The sequence below is a fragment of the Erythrobacter sp. S267 genome, from assembly GCF_057365045.1.
On sequence record NZ_CP200298.1, the window covers coordinates 2,449,151 to 2,467,490 of the forward strand.

20 protein-coding genes are annotated in these 18,340 nt (G+C 62.3%); 2 read left to right on the plus strand and 18 right to left on the minus strand.

Features of this window, described 5'->3' with window-relative positions:
- Positions 1-11: 11 nt before the first annotated feature.
- Positions 12-899, plus strand: a complete 888-nt coding sequence (locus AC0V6X_RS11420) for an alpha/beta hydrolase (RefSeq protein ID WP_486184665.1) — start codon at positions 12-14, stop codon at positions 897-899.
- Here AC0V6X_RS11420 and AC0V6X_RS11425 read toward each other — a convergent pair.
- From AC0V6X_RS11425 to AC0V6X_RS11510, 18 genes are read right to left on the minus strand one after another with little or no spacing between them, the layout of a single operon-like run.
- Positions 896-1,297: a hypothetical protein gene (locus tag AC0V6X_RS11425; protein WP_486184666.1), complete on the minus strand. Its 402-nt coding sequence runs from the start codon at positions 1,295-1,297 to the stop codon at positions 896-898. The genes AC0V6X_RS11420 and AC0V6X_RS11425 overlap by 4 nt on opposite strands.
- Before the next feature lie 13 nt (positions 1,298-1,310).
- A complete protein-coding gene (gene fliD, locus AC0V6X_RS11430) occupies positions 1,311-2,738 on the minus strand; it encodes a flagellar filament capping protein FliD (protein ID WP_486184667.1) in 1,428 nt (475 codons plus the stop codon).
- Positions 2,739-2,768: 30 nt separating this feature from the next.
- Positions 2,769-3,917 (minus strand): EscU/YscU/HrcU family type III secretion system export apparatus switch protein, encoded by a 1,149-nt coding sequence (locus AC0V6X_RS11435; RefSeq protein WP_486184668.1) that lies wholly within the window; start codon positions 3,915-3,917, stop codon positions 2,769-2,771.
- A gap of 15 nt (positions 3,918-3,932) precedes the next feature.
- Positions 3,933-4,730, minus strand: a complete 798-nt coding sequence (locus AC0V6X_RS11440; protein ID WP_486184669.1) for a flagellar biosynthetic protein FliR — start codon at positions 4,728-4,730, stop codon at positions 3,933-3,935.
- 15 nt (positions 4,731-4,745) lie between these two features.
- Complete coding sequence (fliQ, locus tag AC0V6X_RS11445) at positions 4,746-5,018, minus strand: flagellar biosynthesis protein FliQ (RefSeq protein WP_486184670.1); 273 nt, start codon at positions 5,016-5,018, stop codon at positions 4,746-4,748.
- A gap of 15 nt (positions 5,019-5,033) precedes the next feature.
- Positions 5,034-5,765, minus strand: a complete 732-nt coding sequence (gene fliP, locus AC0V6X_RS11450) for a flagellar type III secretion system pore protein FliP (RefSeq protein ID WP_486185576.1) — start codon at positions 5,763-5,765, stop codon at positions 5,034-5,036.
- A 50-nt stretch (positions 5,766-5,815) separates the two neighbouring features.
- Complete coding sequence (locus tag AC0V6X_RS11455) at positions 5,816-6,115, minus strand: flagellar biosynthetic protein FliO (RefSeq protein ID WP_486184671.1); 300 nt, start codon at positions 6,113-6,115, stop codon at positions 5,816-5,818.
- Complete coding sequence (locus tag AC0V6X_RS11460; RefSeq protein ID WP_486184672.1) at positions 6,112-6,510, minus strand: flagellar motor switch protein FliN; 399 nt, start codon at positions 6,508-6,510, stop codon at positions 6,112-6,114. The genes AC0V6X_RS11455 and AC0V6X_RS11460 overlap by 4 nt, the downstream gene beginning before the upstream one ends.
- Positions 6,507-7,430 carry a FliM/FliN family flagellar motor switch protein gene (locus AC0V6X_RS11465; protein WP_486184673.1) on the minus strand — a complete coding sequence of 308 codons (924 nt, stop codon included), beginning with the start codon at positions 7,428-7,430 and terminating at the stop codon, positions 6,507-6,509. The genes AC0V6X_RS11460 and AC0V6X_RS11465 overlap by 4 nt, the downstream gene beginning before the upstream one ends.
- Complete coding sequence (locus AC0V6X_RS11470; protein WP_486184674.1) at positions 7,427-8,008, minus strand: flagellar basal body-associated FliL family protein; 582 nt, start codon at positions 8,006-8,008, stop codon at positions 7,427-7,429. Before AC0V6X_RS11470 ends, AC0V6X_RS11465 begins: the two co-directional genes overlap by 4 nt.
- A 30-nt stretch (positions 8,009-8,038) precedes the next feature.
- The gene (locus AC0V6X_RS11475) at positions 8,039-10,081 is read right to left on the minus strand and encodes a hypothetical protein (protein WP_486184675.1); all 2,043 of its coding nucleotides are present in this window, start codon (positions 10,079-10,081) and stop codon (positions 8,039-8,041) included.
- A complete protein-coding gene (locus AC0V6X_RS11480) occupies positions 10,078-10,560 on the minus strand; it encodes a hypothetical protein (protein ID WP_486184676.1) in 483 nt (160 codons plus the stop codon). The genes AC0V6X_RS11475 and AC0V6X_RS11480 overlap by 4 nt, the downstream gene beginning before the upstream one ends.
- A complete protein-coding gene (locus AC0V6X_RS11485) occupies positions 10,553-11,914 on the minus strand; it encodes a FliI/YscN family ATPase (RefSeq protein WP_486184677.1) in 1,362 nt (453 codons plus the stop codon). Before AC0V6X_RS11485 ends, AC0V6X_RS11480 begins: the two co-directional genes overlap by 8 nt.
- A gap of 7 nt (positions 11,915-11,921) precedes the next feature.
- Positions 11,922-12,620 carry a FliH/SctL family protein gene (locus AC0V6X_RS11490; protein ID WP_486184678.1) on the minus strand — a complete coding sequence of 233 codons (699 nt, stop codon included), beginning with the start codon at positions 12,618-12,620 and terminating at the stop codon, positions 11,922-11,924.
- Positions 12,604-13,653, minus strand: coding sequence for a flagellar motor switch protein FliG (gene fliG / locus AC0V6X_RS11495; protein ID WP_486184679.1), 1,050 nt, complete (start codon positions 13,651-13,653; stop codon positions 12,604-12,606). Before fliG ends, AC0V6X_RS11490 begins: the two co-directional genes overlap by 17 nt.
- Positions 13,650-15,347 carry a flagellar basal-body MS-ring/collar protein FliF gene (gene fliF / locus AC0V6X_RS11500; protein ID WP_486184680.1) on the minus strand — a complete coding sequence of 566 codons (1,698 nt, stop codon included), beginning with the start codon at positions 15,345-15,347 and terminating at the stop codon, positions 13,650-13,652. The genes fliG and fliF overlap by 4 nt, the downstream gene beginning before the upstream one ends.
- Before the next feature lie 4 nt (positions 15,348-15,351).
- Positions 15,352-15,744, minus strand: coding sequence for a flagellar hook-basal body complex protein FliE (gene fliE, locus AC0V6X_RS11505; protein ID WP_486184681.1), 393 nt, complete (start codon positions 15,742-15,744; stop codon positions 15,352-15,354).
- Entirely contained in the window at positions 15,741-17,081 is a 1,341-nt protein-coding gene (locus AC0V6X_RS11510; protein WP_486184682.1) for a sigma-54 interaction domain-containing protein, read from the minus strand. Before AC0V6X_RS11510 ends, fliE begins: the two co-directional genes overlap by 4 nt.
- A 268-nt stretch (positions 17,082-17,349) precedes the next feature.
- Here AC0V6X_RS11510 and AC0V6X_RS11515 point away from each other — a divergent pair, with 268 nt between their 5' ends.
- Positions 17,350-18,168: a flagellin N-terminal helical domain-containing protein gene (locus AC0V6X_RS11515; RefSeq protein ID WP_486184683.1), complete on the plus strand. Its 819-nt coding sequence runs from the start codon at positions 17,350-17,352 to the stop codon at positions 18,166-18,168.
- Positions 18,169-18,340: the final 172 nt, after the last annotated feature.

An 18,340-nucleotide genomic window follows, 5' to 3' on the forward strand; every position in this document is an offset into this window, starting at 1 on the left:
CCTCGCAGCCCATGAAAGCTGCCTCGCCCCTTTCGCCCGCCCAGCCGATTGCCCGCACCGTGCGTGTGAACGGCATTGCGCTTGCTTATTACGAATGGCGCGCAAAGCCCGGCAATCATGAGGCTCCGCTGGTGATCGCCCATGCAACGGGCTTCCACGCGCGATGCTACAGCGCGATTGCCGAGCTGTTCCCGGACCGCCGCGTCATTGCGCTCGACCTGCGCGGGCATGGTGCGAGCGAGGGGGAGCCGATCTCCGACTGGCGCACTTTGTTTGACGATGTGACCGGTTTCCTCGACCAGCTACGCATTCGCCGCGCGGTCGGCGTTGGCCATTCGATGGGCGCGCATGTCTTGTTGCAAGCCGCGTCCGAGCGTCCTGAGGCCTTCAGCCAGCTCGTCCTGTTCGATCCGGTGATCCTGCCGCCTGAGTTCTACGAGGATGAAGAAGAGCGCTTCACCGCCGACGCCCCGCATCCCGCCATCCGCCGCAAGCGCGACTTCGCTTCGCCCCAAGCGATGATGGAACGCTTTGCTACGCGCGAGCCATACTCGCTGTTCACCCGGCGAGTGTTCGCGGATTATTGCACCCACGGCCTGATAGAGCGCGACGGGCATTTTGAGCTCGCCTGCGCGCCTGAAATGGAGGCAAGCGTCTATGGCTCAAGCCGGACCAATACGGGCATCCTGAAAACCGCGCAGGCGCTTGACCTGCCCACTTTGGTGGTGCGCGCAAAGCAGACGCAGCTGACCGATTTCAAAGGCTCACCGACATGGCCCGCGCTTGCCTCCATCATGCCGCAGGGCACCGACATGTACCGGCCTGATCGCACGCATTTTCATCCGTTCGAAGATCCAGAGGATGCCGCGCGGATCATCGCAGAGGCGATAGCGGGTTAAGCCGCTTTGGAGGCCTCAGCGGCCTCGGCTGCTCTTCCGGCTTCGAGCAGGTCGGCGAAATCCACCCGCGCCTGCGCCAATTCCTCTCGCGATGCTCTGATGCGATTGCGCGACAGGAGTGAGGCGAGCCCGCCATAGAATTGCACCATCGAAGACCTGAGCGGGTTATCCGGCGCCACACTGCGCGCCAGCCAAATCGCGATCCCATGGGCCCGCGCGATCGGTTCGTGCGGCGTGCGATCGGGCTGCCGTTCCAACGCATGCAAAGCCTGACCCAAGGCCGCCACCACTTCTTCCAGGCAGATCAGTGTCAAATCCTCGCCCGTCGACGCCTCAATCCGGGCATCGAGATCAATCTTGCGATAGGCGCGTTCGGGTTTCTGCGAGAGCGGCAGCATCACGACCCATCCCTTACGAATCGTTCTGAGCGAATTGCTGTTGCAGGAAGCTCAGCGTCGATTGCGAGGATGCGATCCGGCGTTCAGCGGCGATGAACTGCGTGGTCAGGCGCGTGCGCAAATCCTCCTGCTGCTGAGCGATGGTCGCGAGCCGTTCGTCATTGGCTTCGATCAGGTCCTCATACCGCTCCAGTGAACCACCCAGCGAGCCTGGATTTGTCGTCAGGGAGTTGTTGCGGGCAAGTCTGTCCATGGTCCCAAACAGGCCAAAGGCACCGGTCGTGAACATCGCAGCGACGGCATCGGGATTGTTGGTCAGCGCGTTGCTGAGAACTTCAGTATCAAGCTCAAACTGGCCATCGCGCGTGATGCCGAGCCCCAGATCGCCCAGCGTCGATGGCTCGCCATCCTCAGCCGTTGGCATGACCGTGACGCTCGCAAGCTCGGCAAGGTCGCGCTTCAACTGGCGCGCGCCCGGATCGTTGCCAAGCGTACCGCCAAAGGCGTTGGATTCGTCGTTGACGATGGATGCAAGGTCATTGAGCGCGGTGACAAAGTCGGACATCACCGCAGAAATCGCGCCCGTATCGGTTGAGAAGGAAATCGTTGTCGCCGCGCCCACATTGGTCCCGGTCAGCTGCAGCGAGATGCCTTCGGGCAGACCGGTGATCGTGTTGCTCGAACTGCTCAACTGAACCGTATCGAGCTCGTAAAGCGCATCCTGGCTGGTCGTGCGCAGCTCGCCTGCGTCGGTGGCAGGGGACCAGCCGAGATAGGAGAGGTCTCCGGGGGTCGCAGTTGGCAGGACGGCAGAGCTGGTGGGCTCCAGCACAAAGCCGTTTTGCGCGCCCGATTGGCCTTTGATGACCAATTGCGCGCCATTGGTGCCTTGCGCGACATAGGCATCAAGCCGTCCATCGCTTTCCGACGTGATCTTGAAAGCCAGCGATTGCAGCGTGTCGTTCGCTTCGACCGTGATGCTGAGTGGGGTTTGCTCGGTATCCTCGGTGAAGGTCGCGCCGTTCACTTCGCCAAAGCGGATCGCCATGGTGCCCTCACCCACCAGATCGCTGCCCGATGAATAGCTTTGCGTGACCAGCGTCTGGTTGCTCGCCAATTGCGACACTTCGAGCGAATAGCTCCCGCTGGCCGGGACCCCGGCGGTGGTTGAAACACTGGCGACCGATGAATTGCCGATGTTCGATTGCGGAGCGAGGTCGCCGAGACGAATGCGGTCGCCGATTGAGCTGGCGAGCGAGCTGAGCGAAGAACGCAGGAGCGAGGCGGAGGAGATACGCGCCTCCAGCGTCTCATTGCGCGATTCAAGGCTGGATCGGCGGAACGAAAAGGTCGCATCGGCGAGGTCATCAGCAAGCTGAATGAAGTCTACGCCGCTGCCGCCGCCAAGGGCCGAGATAATGGAGGAGCCAGGATTTTCCATGGCTCAAAGGACGGCCATTTGCGAAAAGGTTTAAGCGGAATTGCTCGGCTCTTTTTCAAGCGTACCATCCGCATCAAAGCGCAGGCTTTCGGGAACCTCGACCTTTGGCATGCGGGGATGCTCGCCGCGCTTCAGCGACATTACGAAGGCAACCAAGGCGGCGATGGCGACATAAAGCTCTTCACGCACCATCTGATTGGCCCGCGTTGTGAAATAGAGCGCACGCGCAAGCTGCGGATATCGCAGGACAGGCACGTCCAACTCGCTCGCCAATTCGCGCATCGCCATCGCGGTCTCTCCGCGCCCTTTGGCAAGCACAATCGGTGCTGGAGCGAGCGTGGGATCATAGGTAAGCGCGACCGCGAAATGCATCGGGTTGACGACCACAAACTGCGCCTCTTGCATCGCCTTGCTGACGCTGCCGCGCGCCAGATCGCGCTGGCGTTGACGCCGCGCGCCCTTCATTTCGGGTGAGCCTTCGGTCTGCTTGGTCTCGTCCTTCAGTTCCTGAAAACTCATCTTCAAGCGTTTGTTGCGCTGAAAGACCTGGAGCGGATAATCAATCAGCGCGATGACAAACAGGCCCAGCACCAACAGGCCGATCAGGGTCGTCATCGCGTCCCACGCATAGGCCAGCTGCGCGCTGAACGACCCGCGACCCAATCCCAGCATCTTGGGGATATTGCCGGTCACCCAATAGGCCGCAATCGAACCGAGCAAAACCAGCTTGAGGATCGACTTGCCCAGTTCAATCAGGCCCTGCGTGCCGAATATCCGTTTGAGGCCGCTGATCGGATTGATCCGGGAAGCCTTTGGCATCATTTGCTGCGTGACCCAGCGCCCTTCTCCCAGCAACATCTGCGAGGCCAAAGTCACTGCGAGAACCGCGCAACCCAGTGCAAAGATCGGCGGCAAAATAGTCTCGGCCGCGTTGCTGAAACTGGTGGTGGGCGCAAATTCATGCAGCTGCGCAGGGTCGAACCCAAGGCCTGCGCGTGCCAGATCCTTGATCGCCTCCAACAGCCACGGCCCAATGCCCATCAGCATCAGCGTGCCCGTGGCCATCACCGCTGCGGTGGCCGCCTCCTTGGATCGCAGGACATCGCCCTTTTTGGCGGCATCCTGTTTGCGCTTTGGAGTGGGATCAAACCTCTTCTCGCCACTGGTTTCCTCAGCCATGGATCGCGCCCCTCGCTAGGAAAGGCCGGGTGCTGGCGAGAGCAAGGCAGCGGTGCTTTCCAGCGTTGCTTCGAGCAAGGCGATAAACTGCTCAACCACAATCGGCATGACGATGATAAGCGCGGCGATCCCGGCGAGAACGCCTGCGGGAAGGCCCAGAGCAAACAGGTTGAGCGCAGGGGCAGAGCGCGAGATTGTGCCCGTCACAATCTGCACGCACAGCAGGACCAGCACCACTGGCAGGCCAATTGCGGCAGCAGTGGCAAATCCGTATCCGGCGAACATCACAATGTCGCGAGCCGCGACCTCGGCAAAGGCATAGGAGCCTGCAGGCAATACGCGGTAGCTTTCTATCAGCAGCTCAAACCAGAGCAGGTGCCCGCCAATGGCATAGAAAAGCAGCGTCAGGATCAGCCCGAAATAGCTGCCCAGCGCACCGGCCTGCGCGCCACTTGCCGGATCGATGGACGTAGCAATGGCGAGGCCCATCGTGCCCGCAATTTGCTCAGCGGCGATCAGCGGCACAGCAAAGGCGACCTGTAACAAAAAGCCCATGGCAACGCCGATCACGACTTCCTGCAAGACCGCCAGAACGGCGGCAAAGCTCATCATCTCCGGCATGTCGGGAAGCGGTATCCAGATCGCCACGAATACAGCGAGCACCATCGCCACCATTGCGCGCACCTGTGGAGGCACGACCATTCCGCTGACCATGGGCGCAGCGATCAAGGCCGCGCCGCAGCGGATCGAGAGGAACAGGATCTGCCAGAGCTGCTCAAGCAATCCGCCAAAGCCAAGATCGACGAGTGTCATCGGCCACCCCTCGCCCTAGACCGCAATCGCTGCGACTTGCGCGAAAATCTCACGCATGAAGTCGCCAAGCAGCGCCATCATCGTGCCGCCCAGCAACACGAAGACAAGCGCGATAATCGCCAGTTTGGGCACAAAGGTCAGCGTCTGTTCGTTGACCGAAGTCGCCGCCTGAATGATGCCGACGATCAGCCCAACGCACAGCGCCGAGATCAGCACCGGGCCGACGATCAGCGCGGTCGTCCACAAGGTCTGGTCCGCCAGCGCGAGCAATTGTGCATCATCGTTCATAATGCAGCCCCCTCGCTATCCGAAGCTCATGGCCAAGCTGCCCATCAGCAGCGCCCAGCCATCGACCAGCACGAACAGCAACAGCTTGAACGGCAGCGAGATGATGGTCGGCGACAGCATCATCATGCCCAGGCTCATCAACACGCTCGCCACGACAAGGTCGATCACAAGGAACGGCAGGAAGATCATGAAGCCGATCTGGAACGCGGTCTCCAGCTCACTGGTGACGAAGGCGGGCAGCAGGATTGAGAACGGCACGTCCGATGGGTCTTCGAACTGGCCGACACCGGCAATGTCAGCGAACATAACAAGGTTCGCCTCACGCGTTTGGCGCAGCATGAAAGAGTGGAACGCCTCGCCCGCCGCCGCAATCGCGGCATCGGCGTCCAGAGTGCCTGCCGAATAGGGCTCAATCGCGACCGTGTTCACCATGTCGAGCGTCGGTGCCATCACGAAGAGCGAGAGGAACAGCGACAATCCGACCAACACCTGCGTGGGCGGTGACCCCTGCAAGCCCAGCGCCTGACGCAGGATCGACAGGACGATCAGAATGCGCAGGAAACTCGACATCATCAGCACGATGGCGGGCAGCATCGTGAGCAGGCTCATCACCAGCAGCAGCTGGATCGAGAAGCTCAACGGCGTGTCTTCGCCCGTGCCATCTGCGCCCAATGCGCGCTCTATCGCGCCGCCAATGCCGGGGGGCTCAGCGGTCGCGGCAAAGGCGGGTTCGACACCGGCAAACATGGTTAACGCGGCCAACGCCAAAGCGGCCAGGGTCGTGTGAAGAGCGTTCCTCATACCGCGTGGTCTTCGAGCGCAGACGGAGCCTCAGGCGCTCGCGCATCGGCTTCGGACAGGCGCACAAGACCACCGCGCGAACAGCCCAGCAGGATCTCGCGATCATGGAAGCGGACGACGGCAAGTTTCAGGCCCGGAGCCAGCAGACTGGTCTCAACCAGCTCAAGCGAGCGGCCCGATTGCTGTCCACCCACCAGCCGGCTTTGCAACACGCGAGTGAGCTTCAGGCTGCCCCAGATGAGCAACGCCAAGAGCGGCAGCAGCAAGGCCAGCCTGAGGAAATATTCGACCATCATGACGCGGGCGCTTCTTGTGAAGGTGCCTCAGATGCAGGCGCGTCGGCCGCTTCAGGTTCAGGGGTCGGGGTCTCTGTGTTGCTTTCAGCCTCAGGTGCTGGCGCTGGGGCGGTGGCGGCAAAACCTCCGCCGCTGGGTGCACCCGCCTGATCATCAACGAGACTGACAATGCGCAGCGCAAATTTGCCGTCCTGCGCCACAACCTCTCCGCGGGCGACGACGCGGCCATTGGCGGTCACATCCAGCAATTCATCGGTCAGCCGATCCAGCGTCACAACGCTGCCCTCAGCCAAAGCGAGCACTTTCTTCAGAGGCATTTCGGTCCGGCCAAGCTCGACCGAAAGACGCACGGTCACTTCGCCAAAGCGGTGCAAAGGGGAATTCAATGTGGTCATGAGACGCTCTGCTCCACCCGCGTGAGGCGCAAGGCCATGCGGTTTTCAACGCTTCCGATCTGCCCACAGCCAAGCAATTGCTCGTCCATGATCAAAGGCAATTCGCGCGGGATCGTGATCGGAATTTCATCCCCCGCTTGCAATTTTTCGAGCTGGCTCAGCGACATGTCGAACGTGCTCAGGATCGCATCCAGACGCATCGGCATGGCGGCAAAAGCGCCGCTCGTCCCATCGCTCGGCCCGGTTGATTGGGAGCGATTGCCCGCCCCCGGTTCCATGCCCGGAAGCAGGTCGTCGAGCTTCTCGCTATCGACCGCCAATTGCACTTCCCACTCGGCAAAGGCTCCTTGAGCCAAGGTCACACGGAAGAGCGCAATCTTTGCCTCAGGGCCAAAGGGTTTGAGCCGGGTGACGCTCTCACTGCGCACCAGCACATCGCCCCATTTGCGTTCTGCCGAACCATTGGTGACGGTGATGACCTGGGCGATGATGCTCGCAAATTGCTCAACCAGCATGGCGGCAGAGCGAGGCAGTTGCGCAGGGATCTGATCCGGCGTGTTGCCTTCGCCCCCGAAAGAACAATCGGTCAGCGCAATCGCCGTCGCATAATCGAAAGACAGCAAGGCCGTTTGTCCGCGCGGACCGCAGCGCAGCAAGCAATTGACCGCAACCGGCCCGATCTTCTCGAACACTTTGTGGCCGGGAAGCATTTCAGGCTCCGCCACTGTGACATGCAGCTTGCCGCCGGAGAACAGCTGGCCCAGCTCAGCTGCAAGCTCAACCGCCAAGTCGCGGGACCAGGCAGCCAGCTGCTCGGTGCGCTCCTCTGGCCGCGGGCCGCGCGCCGTCAGCTCTTCGCAATGCTGCGCGAGCACGCGCGCACCGGCAAAGTCCTGCGCAAAAGTTCCCGACATATTCATTGGACAAGCAGCGCCTTGAAATGGACCGCATCGATCCCGCCGAAACCTTCGTTCTCCTCCAGCACTTCGTTGATTGCGGTGGTCAGCCGCTTGGACAGAGCATCCTTACCCTCAACCGAGTAGACATCGATCTCCGGCGTCGCGGCGAGCTGCGCAAGGATGGCAGAGCGGATCGCGATTTCGTGGTTCTTCACCCATTGCAGAACGCGCCCATCGCGCTGGGTCGAAACGGCGATCTCGACCTGAATCAGAGCAGGAGAGTCGGCAAGGTTGGACGTAAAGCTGTCTTCAAAGCTGTAATAGGCCGTGCGAAATTCGCTGCCGCCATCGCCATAAACAACCGGCCCACCCTTGTCCGATCCGCCATCGGCGGGCGCATAGGGATCGCTGTCCCCCTTGCGCACAAGCTCGGGAATATCGGGACCGCTGTTCTGATCACCGCCAAGCAAGCCCGCTGCAAAGGCGCCATAGGCACCGCCAGCGCCCACGCCGAGCAGCAGGACAGCGCCGATGATGATCTTCAGCATGCCGCCTTTCTTAGGCTCGTCGTCGCCGCCTTTGTCCTCGCTCTTGGCCATATCCGATCTGCTCCATTTGGGAGGCCCTCATCAGGCGTAGAGTCCGCTGGATCGCGGCCCTGTTCGCGCACGATCGTCCGCCATTGGACCATCGTGTGAGGCAACCTCTTCATCAGTCATGTCCGTTTGCTCCGAATATGGTTGAGACGATGCTTGCCCGGACCCCGTGGAAGACCCGTATCTCTGACCTGATGGGTTGTCGGAATGCGCACCGGATGGGTTGTTTGACTGATTGCTGGAGCCGGATTGGTCCTGCCCGCGCTGGTTGTTGCTCGTGCTCGTTTCGGAAGGAGCCACCACGGCCCGGTCTGCGAGGGCTGCCTGAATGGCGGGAACGAAGCCGGGATCGCGCGCGCTCAAGGTTGCGCGAAGGTCACCGCTTGCCGCTTCCAGCCGGACATTGATCGCGCCGAATTCTGCATGGCGAAAGTTGAGCTCTGGGCGCGCATTGCGGCCTGCCTCGCGCGCGCTGGACAGGTTCTCAATCGCGCTTTCGATCTGCGGCGCTATGCCGGAAGCCGGGCCAGAAACGGCTCCCACGGCGGGCCGGGCATCACCACGGATGTCCCCACGCGTCTCTATCCGGCCCTCCGCGATTGGGCTGGGAGGCGGCGTTGTCGAAGATTGCGATTGGGACTGCGTGGTCGTCAGATCTGAAGCCGAGTTTGCCGAAGTCGCTGGCGCGCTTGCCTTTGCCTCGGCCAAAGCACGGCTTGGGGTCTCGGCAGAGCTGTCGGGCTTGAACTCGAAGTTAGGGGCCTTCGGGCCTTGAGGATCAATGCGTGGGTCGCTCTTCACAGCAGCTTCCGCGCGGACCGGCTGCACTGGCAGGTCTCCTGCCGCGCCTAACTGACGCGCCAGATTGGCCGGAGGGATGACCGGAGTGGTTGCGGCAGGTTGCGCCTGCGCATCACGCGTGCTCGCGTCGCCGCGCTGCAAGCTTACCAGAGGGCTGGTGAGCCGATCATTGCGGTCCTTGGCCAGTTGGACGCCTTCCACTTGGGCCAGTTTATCGCCGGTGGCTTGAGGGAGCGGCGGCGTCTCACCAGGCCCGGTCCGCTGTGCATCAAGTCGGGACTGCTCGGCGCGCTGAAGCGTTGGAGCGGGGTCTTCCGCCAGCGCTCGCGCAGTGGCCTTGAGCGGTGTTTCGGTCCGCACGTCTCCTCGGCCAAGCTCTTGCGGCTTTGGCTCTGGTGGCGGGGCGTCGCGTGGCGGCGCTACAGGCTCCTTGCCCCCTTGCGCCAAAGGCAAATCGTTTGCGGCCACCTGACGCGGTGCTAATTGCGATGCGCCTGGCAACGGCACGCTTGACCTTGCAGCGACCGGGAGAACGGCATCAATGATCTTGGCGGCGGGGGCTTCGGATTGGGCTGCAGCGCCCTTACCCCCAGCTTCCGTTGAAAGGTTCTGCCCGGCTGCCGGCTGAGGAAGCTCAGGCTGAGTTGGCTTTGCGGCCTGTTTGGCCATTGCGTCATCGACCCGCATCTCCGTCGCAGCGGGTTGTTCAACCTTCAGGCCGGGTTCCTTTGGAGCTGGGACAGCAGGACCAGCCGTCACAGTCGCAAGGTCCGTCACGTCGGCGGGCAAGGCGATCTCATCAGGCGCAGTGCCCTTGCTTGCGGGCGGTGAAATTCCATCGCTCTCTTCATCCGCGTGCCCCTCCAACTGAGTTGGGGCCGGCAGTCCATTGGCATCGGACGAGACCTCTTGAGGGGCCGTGGTCGCTGGCTCGTCACGCACAGGCAACAGGGTCAGCTGAGCCGACAACGATGTCTCAACCGGCATAATCTGGCCTAACAGCGGCGCCCTATTGCCGCTCTCCAAAACTGGCAGCTCCCCTTGCCCGCGCGGATCGGGCCGCCCGGTGCCCTCGCGGATCGGCATGTCGGCGTCGTCCAGCGGCATTCCGGCTGGCAAGCCAGACTGCAAAATCCCTGTGAGATCGCCGCGCGACCGCTCCAAAAGCGTCTGAAATTCAGCGCCTTGCACCTCGATCTGAGAGATCTCCAAGGCACCGGGCTTGGCTTGTTTGGGCGAGGGGTCGAGCGAGATTTCGGGGAGCGAATGTATCAAGGCAATGTCCTTTTGCTGGTGCCGCGCGCGGGGATTTCCGGGTCGTCTCCATCACTGTGCAACCTGCGTGCCAGTTTCACCGGAGGCGCGATTTCGCGCCGCTCGAGCGCGTTGCCCAAGTCGCGCTTCGCTGTGTCAAGCCGCTGCTCCATCCGGTCCGCTTTAGTCTGCGCAGCGGCCAAGGTTTGCGTCTGCCAGCGCAGCTGATCGCGCGCATCTTCATGGGCCGCATCGGCAGAATCCTGAATAGTCTGCAGCGAGCGCACAAAAACTGATTTCTCGCGCAAGTTTACCGCTGGCCCGGCAGGCACGGGCCGCTCTGCGTAATCGCGCACCAATTGCGCGCTTCGATCAGCGAGATGGGCGCTCTTGCCCTCCTCCTCAACCGCATCCGCGAGGCCGGAAATCGCCTCTCGCCGGGCAATTTCAGCAAGTAGCAATTGCCGCCGGGCGAGCGCCAATCGGCGCGCCTCACGCATCGCCCATTTCCGCTGGCACAAGCGTCTGCGTCGCCTCGGCCAAACCGGCCAGTTCTTGCAAACTCTGGTCGAGAGCAAAGGCCTCTCCGCGCGCTTGATGCAGGAACGCGTCGATCAATCCGCTATGCTGCAAGGCCCGGTCGAGCGTCAGGTCAGAGCCTGCACGATAGGCGCCCATCATCACCAGATCGCGGTTCTCCTCGCGCGCGGAGATCAAGGCCCGCACCGCACGCGACGCCGCCAGCACCTCTGCCCCAACCACGTCGTCCATCACGCGGCTGAGCGAGGCTGGCACGTCAATCGCAGGATAATGTCCGCGCTGGGCAAGATCGCGGGACAGAATCACATGCCCGTCAAGGATCGCGCGCGCTGTGTCGACGACGGGGTCATTCGTGTCATCGCCATCGGCCAGAACGGTGTAGACGCCGGTGACAGCGCCGCCGGATTGGGCGGAATTGCCCGCCCGCTCAACCAGTTTGGTGATCGCGGCCAAAGCGCTGGGCGGATAGCCGCGTGCCGCGCCCGGCTCACCCAGAACCAGCGCCAATTCGCGCGCCGCATGGGCCACGCGGGTCAGGCTGTCGAGCACCAGCATCACGCGTTTGCCCTGGGCGCGGAAATGCTCGGCAATGGCGCTGGCATATTGCGCTGCTCTCAACCGCAGATTGGGCGCGTGATCGGCTGGCACGGCGACCACCACGACCCGCCCGCGCTTGGGGCCAACCATGTGGCGGGCAACAAAGTCGGAGACTTCGCGCGCGCGCTCTCCGATCAGAGCGACCACCGTCACGTCGGCGACCGCATGGCCTGCAACGCAGTCGATCAGCACCGATTTGCCCACGCCAGAACCTGCAATGATGCCGAGCCTTTGCCCGACACCCATCGTCGCGAGCGCATTGATCGCTCTGACCCCGCAATCAAACGGCTCACGCACCGGGGCCCTCTCCAGCGCGACTTCGCGTTTGCCAGCGAGCGGCCAGCGCTGCGTCAGATGGAGGGGCGGTCCGCCGTCAATCGGCTCTCCCAAGGCGTTCACCGCGCGTCCCAGCAAAGCGTCTCCCACGCGCACTGTGCCGGGAGAGCCAATCGCCCTGACGGCTGCGCGTGGCTGCAAAAGCTGAGTATCGCCGAGCAGCATCATGAGCGAGTGGCCACGGCGAAATCCGATCACTTCGGCCAAGGCTTCTGTGCCGTCTTCGCTGGCAATGGCGCCCAGCGAACCGATAGGAAGCGCAAGGCCAGAAACCTCGATCAAGCCGCCATCGCAGGCGACCACTCGGCCTGACACAACCGGCCCTCGCGCCGGTTTGGCGCTGCGAAAGCGCGCCAGTTCAATCTCCATCGCGGAAAGCATGGCCGCGTTACCCCTGGATCGCGGCGGCTATCGCGCGGCGCCATTCATCCGGGCCGTCGCTGACACATCCATCGGGGCCTTCAAAACGCAAGGCAGAGCGCGTCATGGTGGCGTCCGCGACCACATCCCACCCGTCCAATGCGCCCGCATCAAGCGCGGCAATGTCTTCGGGGTGGAGGTGCAATTTGCACGCGCTGGCAGCGGCCCCCAAGCGGCTCGCCGCTTCCTCGCAGCGCGCAAGCAAAGTGACGGGATTGGCTGCAAAGCCTTCCAACGCGCCGGAGCATAGAGTTACCACCGTATCCGCCAATTCGCGGGCGAAAGCATCGCTTGCCGCCTGATCGAAATTGCGGAAGTTGAGCCTCAAAATGCGCAGATGATTTTGCTCAGCCGCGTGTGCGGCCTCCGCCTCAGCGCGCGCTTTGGCCTCGCCTTGCGCAAGCCCCTCGGCATGGCCCCGCGCAAAAGCGTCCGCGATCGGGTCGAGCTCTGGTTCCACTGTCGCAGCGGGGGCAGTCTCGACCGGTTCTGCGGGCTTCTCCACCGGCGCTGATCCTTGCGGGGCTTGCGGTGCAAAGGGCGCGCCTTGCTGAAACGCGACTGGCGCAAGCAAAGCTTCCATCCAGGCGGGTTCGCCACCGGTTTCCTTCGCCTCAACCGGGTCATCCTGAGCCAAAGCGGCAATCCAATCAGACGAATTCGCCATCGTCGCCTCCCAAGACAATCTCGCCCTGATCGGCGAGGTCGCGGGCGATGTTGATCACCTTGCGCTGAGCGGCATCGACTTCGCTGCGCGCCAGACGACCACGCATTTCGATCTCGTCGCGAATGCCATCGGCGGCGCGGCTCGACATGCAACGGAAGAAGACATCGCGATCCTCTTCCTTGATACCTTTGAGCGCATCGATAAGCGCGTCGTTGTCGACATCGCGCAGCACGCGGGCCATCGTCTTCTGATCGAGGTCGAAGAGCATTTCGAAGGTCAGCATCTCCTCCTCGATCTGTTCAGCCAATGGCCCGTTGCGCTGGGCAATCGCGGGCAGAACGGTGGTCTTGAGATCACCGGCGCTAAGATTGATGAGGTTCGCCGCATCACGTGGGCCACCCACTGTCAGGGCGCTGGTGCCAAAGCTCGAACCGATCCGCTGCGACAGCAATTGGTCGATCATATCGATTGCGCGCGTCGAAACAGGGCCCATGCTCGCCACTTTCTCAACCACGACGGATTGGACATGCGATGGCAGTTCGGAAAGGATCTCAGCCGCCGGTTCCGGCTCCAGCATCAACAGCAAAGCGGCGATCACCTGTGGGTGTTCATCCTCGATCAGTTTGACCAGCACCGACGGGGCGAGCCAGCGCGCCATCTCAATCGAGCGCGGGCGGGCATCAGGCTCAATCTTGAGCATCATGCTTTCCGCTTTCACAGGGCCAAGCGAACGTTCAAGCATCTGGCGCACTTGCGCGTGGCGATCCTGTTTGGGCAGCAATTCGCGGCTGCTTTCCTCGACGAAATCCTCAATCGCCTCGGACATTTCGTTCTTGTTTATCTCGCCCATCGCGCACATCGCTGCGCCGATTTTCTCCAGCTCATCCGGCTCCATCCGGGAAAGCAGCGCCGCTGCCTCCTCATCGCTGAGCATCATCAGGAACACAGCCGCGCGGTCGACACGGTTGACCGGTTCAAGGACGACCGCGCCTTCCTGTGCTTCCATGGCATCTTGATCTTCGTCAGAGGTCATTGCGCGGGTGCTTCTTTGGCTCTGCCCTCAGGCATTTCGAGCATGCGTTGGAGCGCTTCGACGGCGCGGTCTGGCTGAGTGGATGCGAGTTGCCGGGCGAGCTCGACCTTGTGCGGCAGGTTCACGTCATCGACCGGATCGGAGGTTTCCTCGCCATTGACGTCCTTAGCATCGGCGTTTGCCTCGGCCCCATCCTCGCTCTCATCTGCAAGAGCGGGTGCCTCCTCTTCGGAATCGGGCGTTGCCGGGGCAAAGACACGCTTGATCAGCGGGCGCACAGCGAGGAACAGCACCAGCACCACGGCCAGCAAAGCCGCCACGATCCGCATAATGTCGAGGAACCATTTCTCCTCATAGAATGCCAGCGGTGTCGCATCGATGCCTTCAAAGGCGCTGACCACGACCTGCACCTGGTCGCCGCGGGCTTCATCCGCGCCCACGGCTGCGCTGACCAGTGTTTGGAGTTGCTCCTGCGTCATGGGCGCAGCCGCCTCCAGCGCAGCGTCGCTCACTGCAACCGCAACCGACAGTCGGACCAATCCGCCGGGCCGAGTGGACGTCACTGCGACCTCGCGGCCCAGCTCGTAGTTACGCTGAGAGGCGTTTTCGGTCTCGGTTGGAGCCGCCGCGCCCTCTGCCGCTTCGCCGTCCACACCTGCAACCTCTGGCGGGCCATTGACCAGCTCAGGATCAGGCGGCGGAGTGTTGGCAGGCACTCCGGGAACGCCGCCGACGCCGCCTGCACCCGCCATCCGGGTGGCGCTGCGTTCGCTTTCGGAGCGCACCACACCTTCGGCATCATAGGTCTCACGCGCGGACGTGATCTCATTCTGGTCGAGGCTGACCTGCACTTGGCTCGAAAAATTTCCTTCGCCCAGCAGCGGCAGCAGCAATTGCCCGACTTGCTCGCGCAATTTCGCTTCGAACTCGCGCTGGAGCAGCAGGTGATCGAGCCGATCTTCGCGCGGAGAGGAGAGCAAGCGGCCATTCTGATCGACCACGCGCACGTGATCGGTGGTCATGCCCGGCACCGAGCCAGAGACCAGATTGACGATCGCTTCGACCTGCGATTGGCTTAGCGAACGGCCCGATGCCAGCCGCACCATAACGCTGGCGCTGGGGGGATTATCCTCACGCACAAAGACAGAGCGTTCAGGCGTAGCAAGATGCACCCGGACGCTTTCGATCCCGTCAATCTCACGGATGGTGAGCATCAATTCGCGCTCGCGCGCCAATCGCAATCGCTCGCCCTCCAAGGTTCGGCTGGAGCCCAAGGGGATCGCATCAAGCATCGCGCTCGCGCCTTCTGGGGCCGAAATCCCGGCATCGCTCGCAACCAGCATGCGCGCACGGTAGATGTCCGTCTCCGCGACAGTCAGCGCGCCGGTTGAGTTGTCGATAGTGTAGTCGATCCCGCCTGCATCCAGCGCCTGCACCACCTTCGCGCGGTCAGCGTCGTTCAGCGAGGAATAGAGGATGCGCTGCGGACCATCGGCGATCATCAGATAAAGCGCGGCGAGCACCGCCACGACACCCACGCCGACAAGCGCTGGCAGAGCCCGCTGAAAAGCAGGCTCCCGCACGAATTGGCGCAGACGTTCGCGCCAATCGCTGGAGAATGCGGGGTCGCCCACAGGAATGGCGTTGCCGGTGGTCGCCGGAACCGCGTCTGGAGAAGCTTGGGCTTCAGCCATTTACTCAGCTCCCCATCCGCATGATGTCTTGGTAGGCAGAAAGCAGCTTGTTGCGCACTTGCAGGGTCGCTTCGAAAGCCACGCTGGATTCCTGCCGCGCCAGCATCACTTGCGCGATGTCGGTCACTTCGCCGCGTTCATAGGCGGCTTGCATCTCGCTTGACCGGGCTTGAGCCGCGCTCACCTGTTCCAGCGCGCCGGACAGCGCATCGGCAAAACCGCCGACCTGCTGCGGACCGGTAGTAGGGGTTTGAGCGGCGCTGCCGCCGCCTGCCGCTTGCGTATCGCGCACATCGCGCAGAGCCTGGCTGCGCGACAGCACTTCCTGCCGCAAAGCCATGACTTGCTGGACGCTTCCCATACCGCCGGAGCCGCCGATTGGACCGGTGCTGCTCATGCTTCACCTCCTGCCGCGAGCAGCCCGGATTCGCGCATCGAAGCGAGGCGGTAGCGCAAGGTCCGCTCAGAAATGCCAAGGCTGCGCGCGGTCTTGCCGCGATGGCCTTTATGCCGCTCCAAAGTTTCCAGGATCGCCTGCGCTTCGGACTGAAACGCCACGTCAGAGAGCGAGGCGGACGGGCGCGCAATAGAGGGGGCAGAGGCCGCGCCTTCAGGCCGATCAAGCCCGCGTGCAGCTTGGTCAAAGACAATATGCTCCGATCCAATCCGCGCCTCTTTCCCCGCGAGCAAGATCGCGCGGCGGATGACATTTTCCAGCTCGCGCACGTTACCGGGCCACGGATGGGCCTCCAGCAGCGCAAGCGCTTGGCCGGTGATCCAACTCGGCAAACCCGGTTCGCAGGCGTGACGCAGCAACATCCCGAAGGCGAGCGGCGCGATATCGCCGGGGCGGTCGCGCAGGGCAGGCAGGACGAGGGGGAAGACGTTGAGGCGGTAGAGCAGGTCTTCGCGAAAGCGGCCCTTCTCCACTTCGGCGGCCAGCATCCGATTGGTCGCCGCAACGATGCGGACATTGACCTTGATCGGGCGGGTCGCGCCCAGCGGCAAAACCTCGCCTTCCTGCAAAGTGCGCAGCAATTTGGCTTGGAGCGAGACGGGCAGTTCGCCGATCTCATCCAACAGCAAAGTCCCTCCATCAGCGGCGCGGAACAGGCCTTCGCGCGCTTCGCCAGCGCCGGTAAAGGCACCCTTGCGGTGGCCGAACAACAGGCCTTCCAGCATGGCTTCGGGCATGGCGGCGCAATTGACCGCAATGAACGGGCCATCGCTGCGCTCGCTCATCGCGTGGACGAAGCGTGCAAAGACTTCTTTACCGGTGCCCGTTGGCCCTTCGAGCAGAACAGGAATCTCGCTCGCCGCAATTCGCTCAGCGAGGGTCAGCAGCGCGAGGCTTTCGGTTTCGCGCGCAATCGGCCAACCGCCATGCGCTGAGCACGCGATCAGCGCCGCCTGCGCTGCGCTGAGTGTGTGCTGGCTGTAGGAAAGGGTCAGCCGGGCCGTGCCGCTTTGGACAAGCGCGGGCGCATCATTCTCAACCAGATTGATCGCCACCATGTCAGACCGGCCACGCCGGTTACCCGGCGCAAAATTGCCATCATGGCCAAGAACCAATCGCTCACGCTGCCAAGTTTGGGCGAGCAGCGGCAGGATTGGATCGAGCAATGCGGCATGTCCTTCAGCCGCGCGAATGCCGCTTTCCGGATAATTTTCGCCGGGCACAGACCTTTCCGAAACTTCATCACTGGTCGGGAAAGGGTTGGAAAGGGCTGTCATGAATCCACCTGAATATTGCTGGTGGAAAGGATTTGCCGCCCCGGCGGCCAATATAGAGCAAATTTAAGCACTCGTACGGCCCCTTAGGGATTTCCCTAGGCAGCCTTAAGCATAAGCCAGAGCGCAAAGCCGCCGAACCGCCACGCGCACTACAAAGCCTTCAAAAAAAGCCCTTAAACATTCCCGCCAATGGTCGGTCTTAGGTCCAGCAGCTGCGGCTCTCGTCGCTGTTTACTGAACCCCTATCACTCGACCACGGGAGTTAGAAATGTCTGTAATTAATACCAATATCTCCGCCCTTAAGGCGCAGAATGCCAGCATGCGTGCCAATGAAATGCTCGGCACCGCGATGGAACGCCTTTCCACCGGTAAGCGCATCAACGGCGCGGCTGACGATGCCGCTGGCCTGTCGATTGCGACCGGTTTCACCAGCGACATTCGCAGCCTCAATCAAGGTGTCCGGAACGCCAATGACGGCATCGCTCTGGCGCAGACCGCTGAAGGCGCGCTTGATGAAGTTGCCAACATGCTCCAACGCGTTCGCGAACTGGCTGTCCAGTCTTCGACCGGCACCTATGACGCGGAAGACCGCGGCTTCATGGACCAGGAAGTTGACGAGCTGCGCGCTCAGATCACCGACATTCTGTCGAACACCGAATTCAACGGTGTGACCCTGTTCAGCACCACCAGCGGCTCTGATGTGACGGTCGATATCGAAATCGATGCGGGCCGGACGGTGACGCTGACTTCGAACGCCATTGACGGCACCAACATCTCCAACACTGGCCTCGACGTGACCAGCGCAACTGCGGCTGGCACTACGATCACCAACGTCGACAACATCTTGTCCGATGTGAACACCGCGCGATCTTCGCTGGGTGCTGGGCAGAACCGATTGGAATCGGCGATCAACAACCTGACGACGACTGCCACCAACCTGACCGATGCAAGGTCGCGGATTGAGGATACGGATTACTCCTCTGAAACGACTGCACTCGCCAAGGCGCAGATCCTTGGACAGGCCTCAACAGCGATGCTGGCACAGGCCAACCAGTCGCAACAGAACGTCTTGTCGCTGCTGCGATAAGATCAAGTCTGGAGCACATCACTCCCAAGCGGAGTGGCAGGGAACCCGGAAGGCAGCAACGCCTTCCGGGTTTTTGTGTGGGGGGAGTTTTATTGGGGAAGGCGTGTTTTTGGGTGCGGCCCGCACATCCGTGCGTGCCTTGGGCCAAGCCAGCCCGCTCCCTCCACCCTTC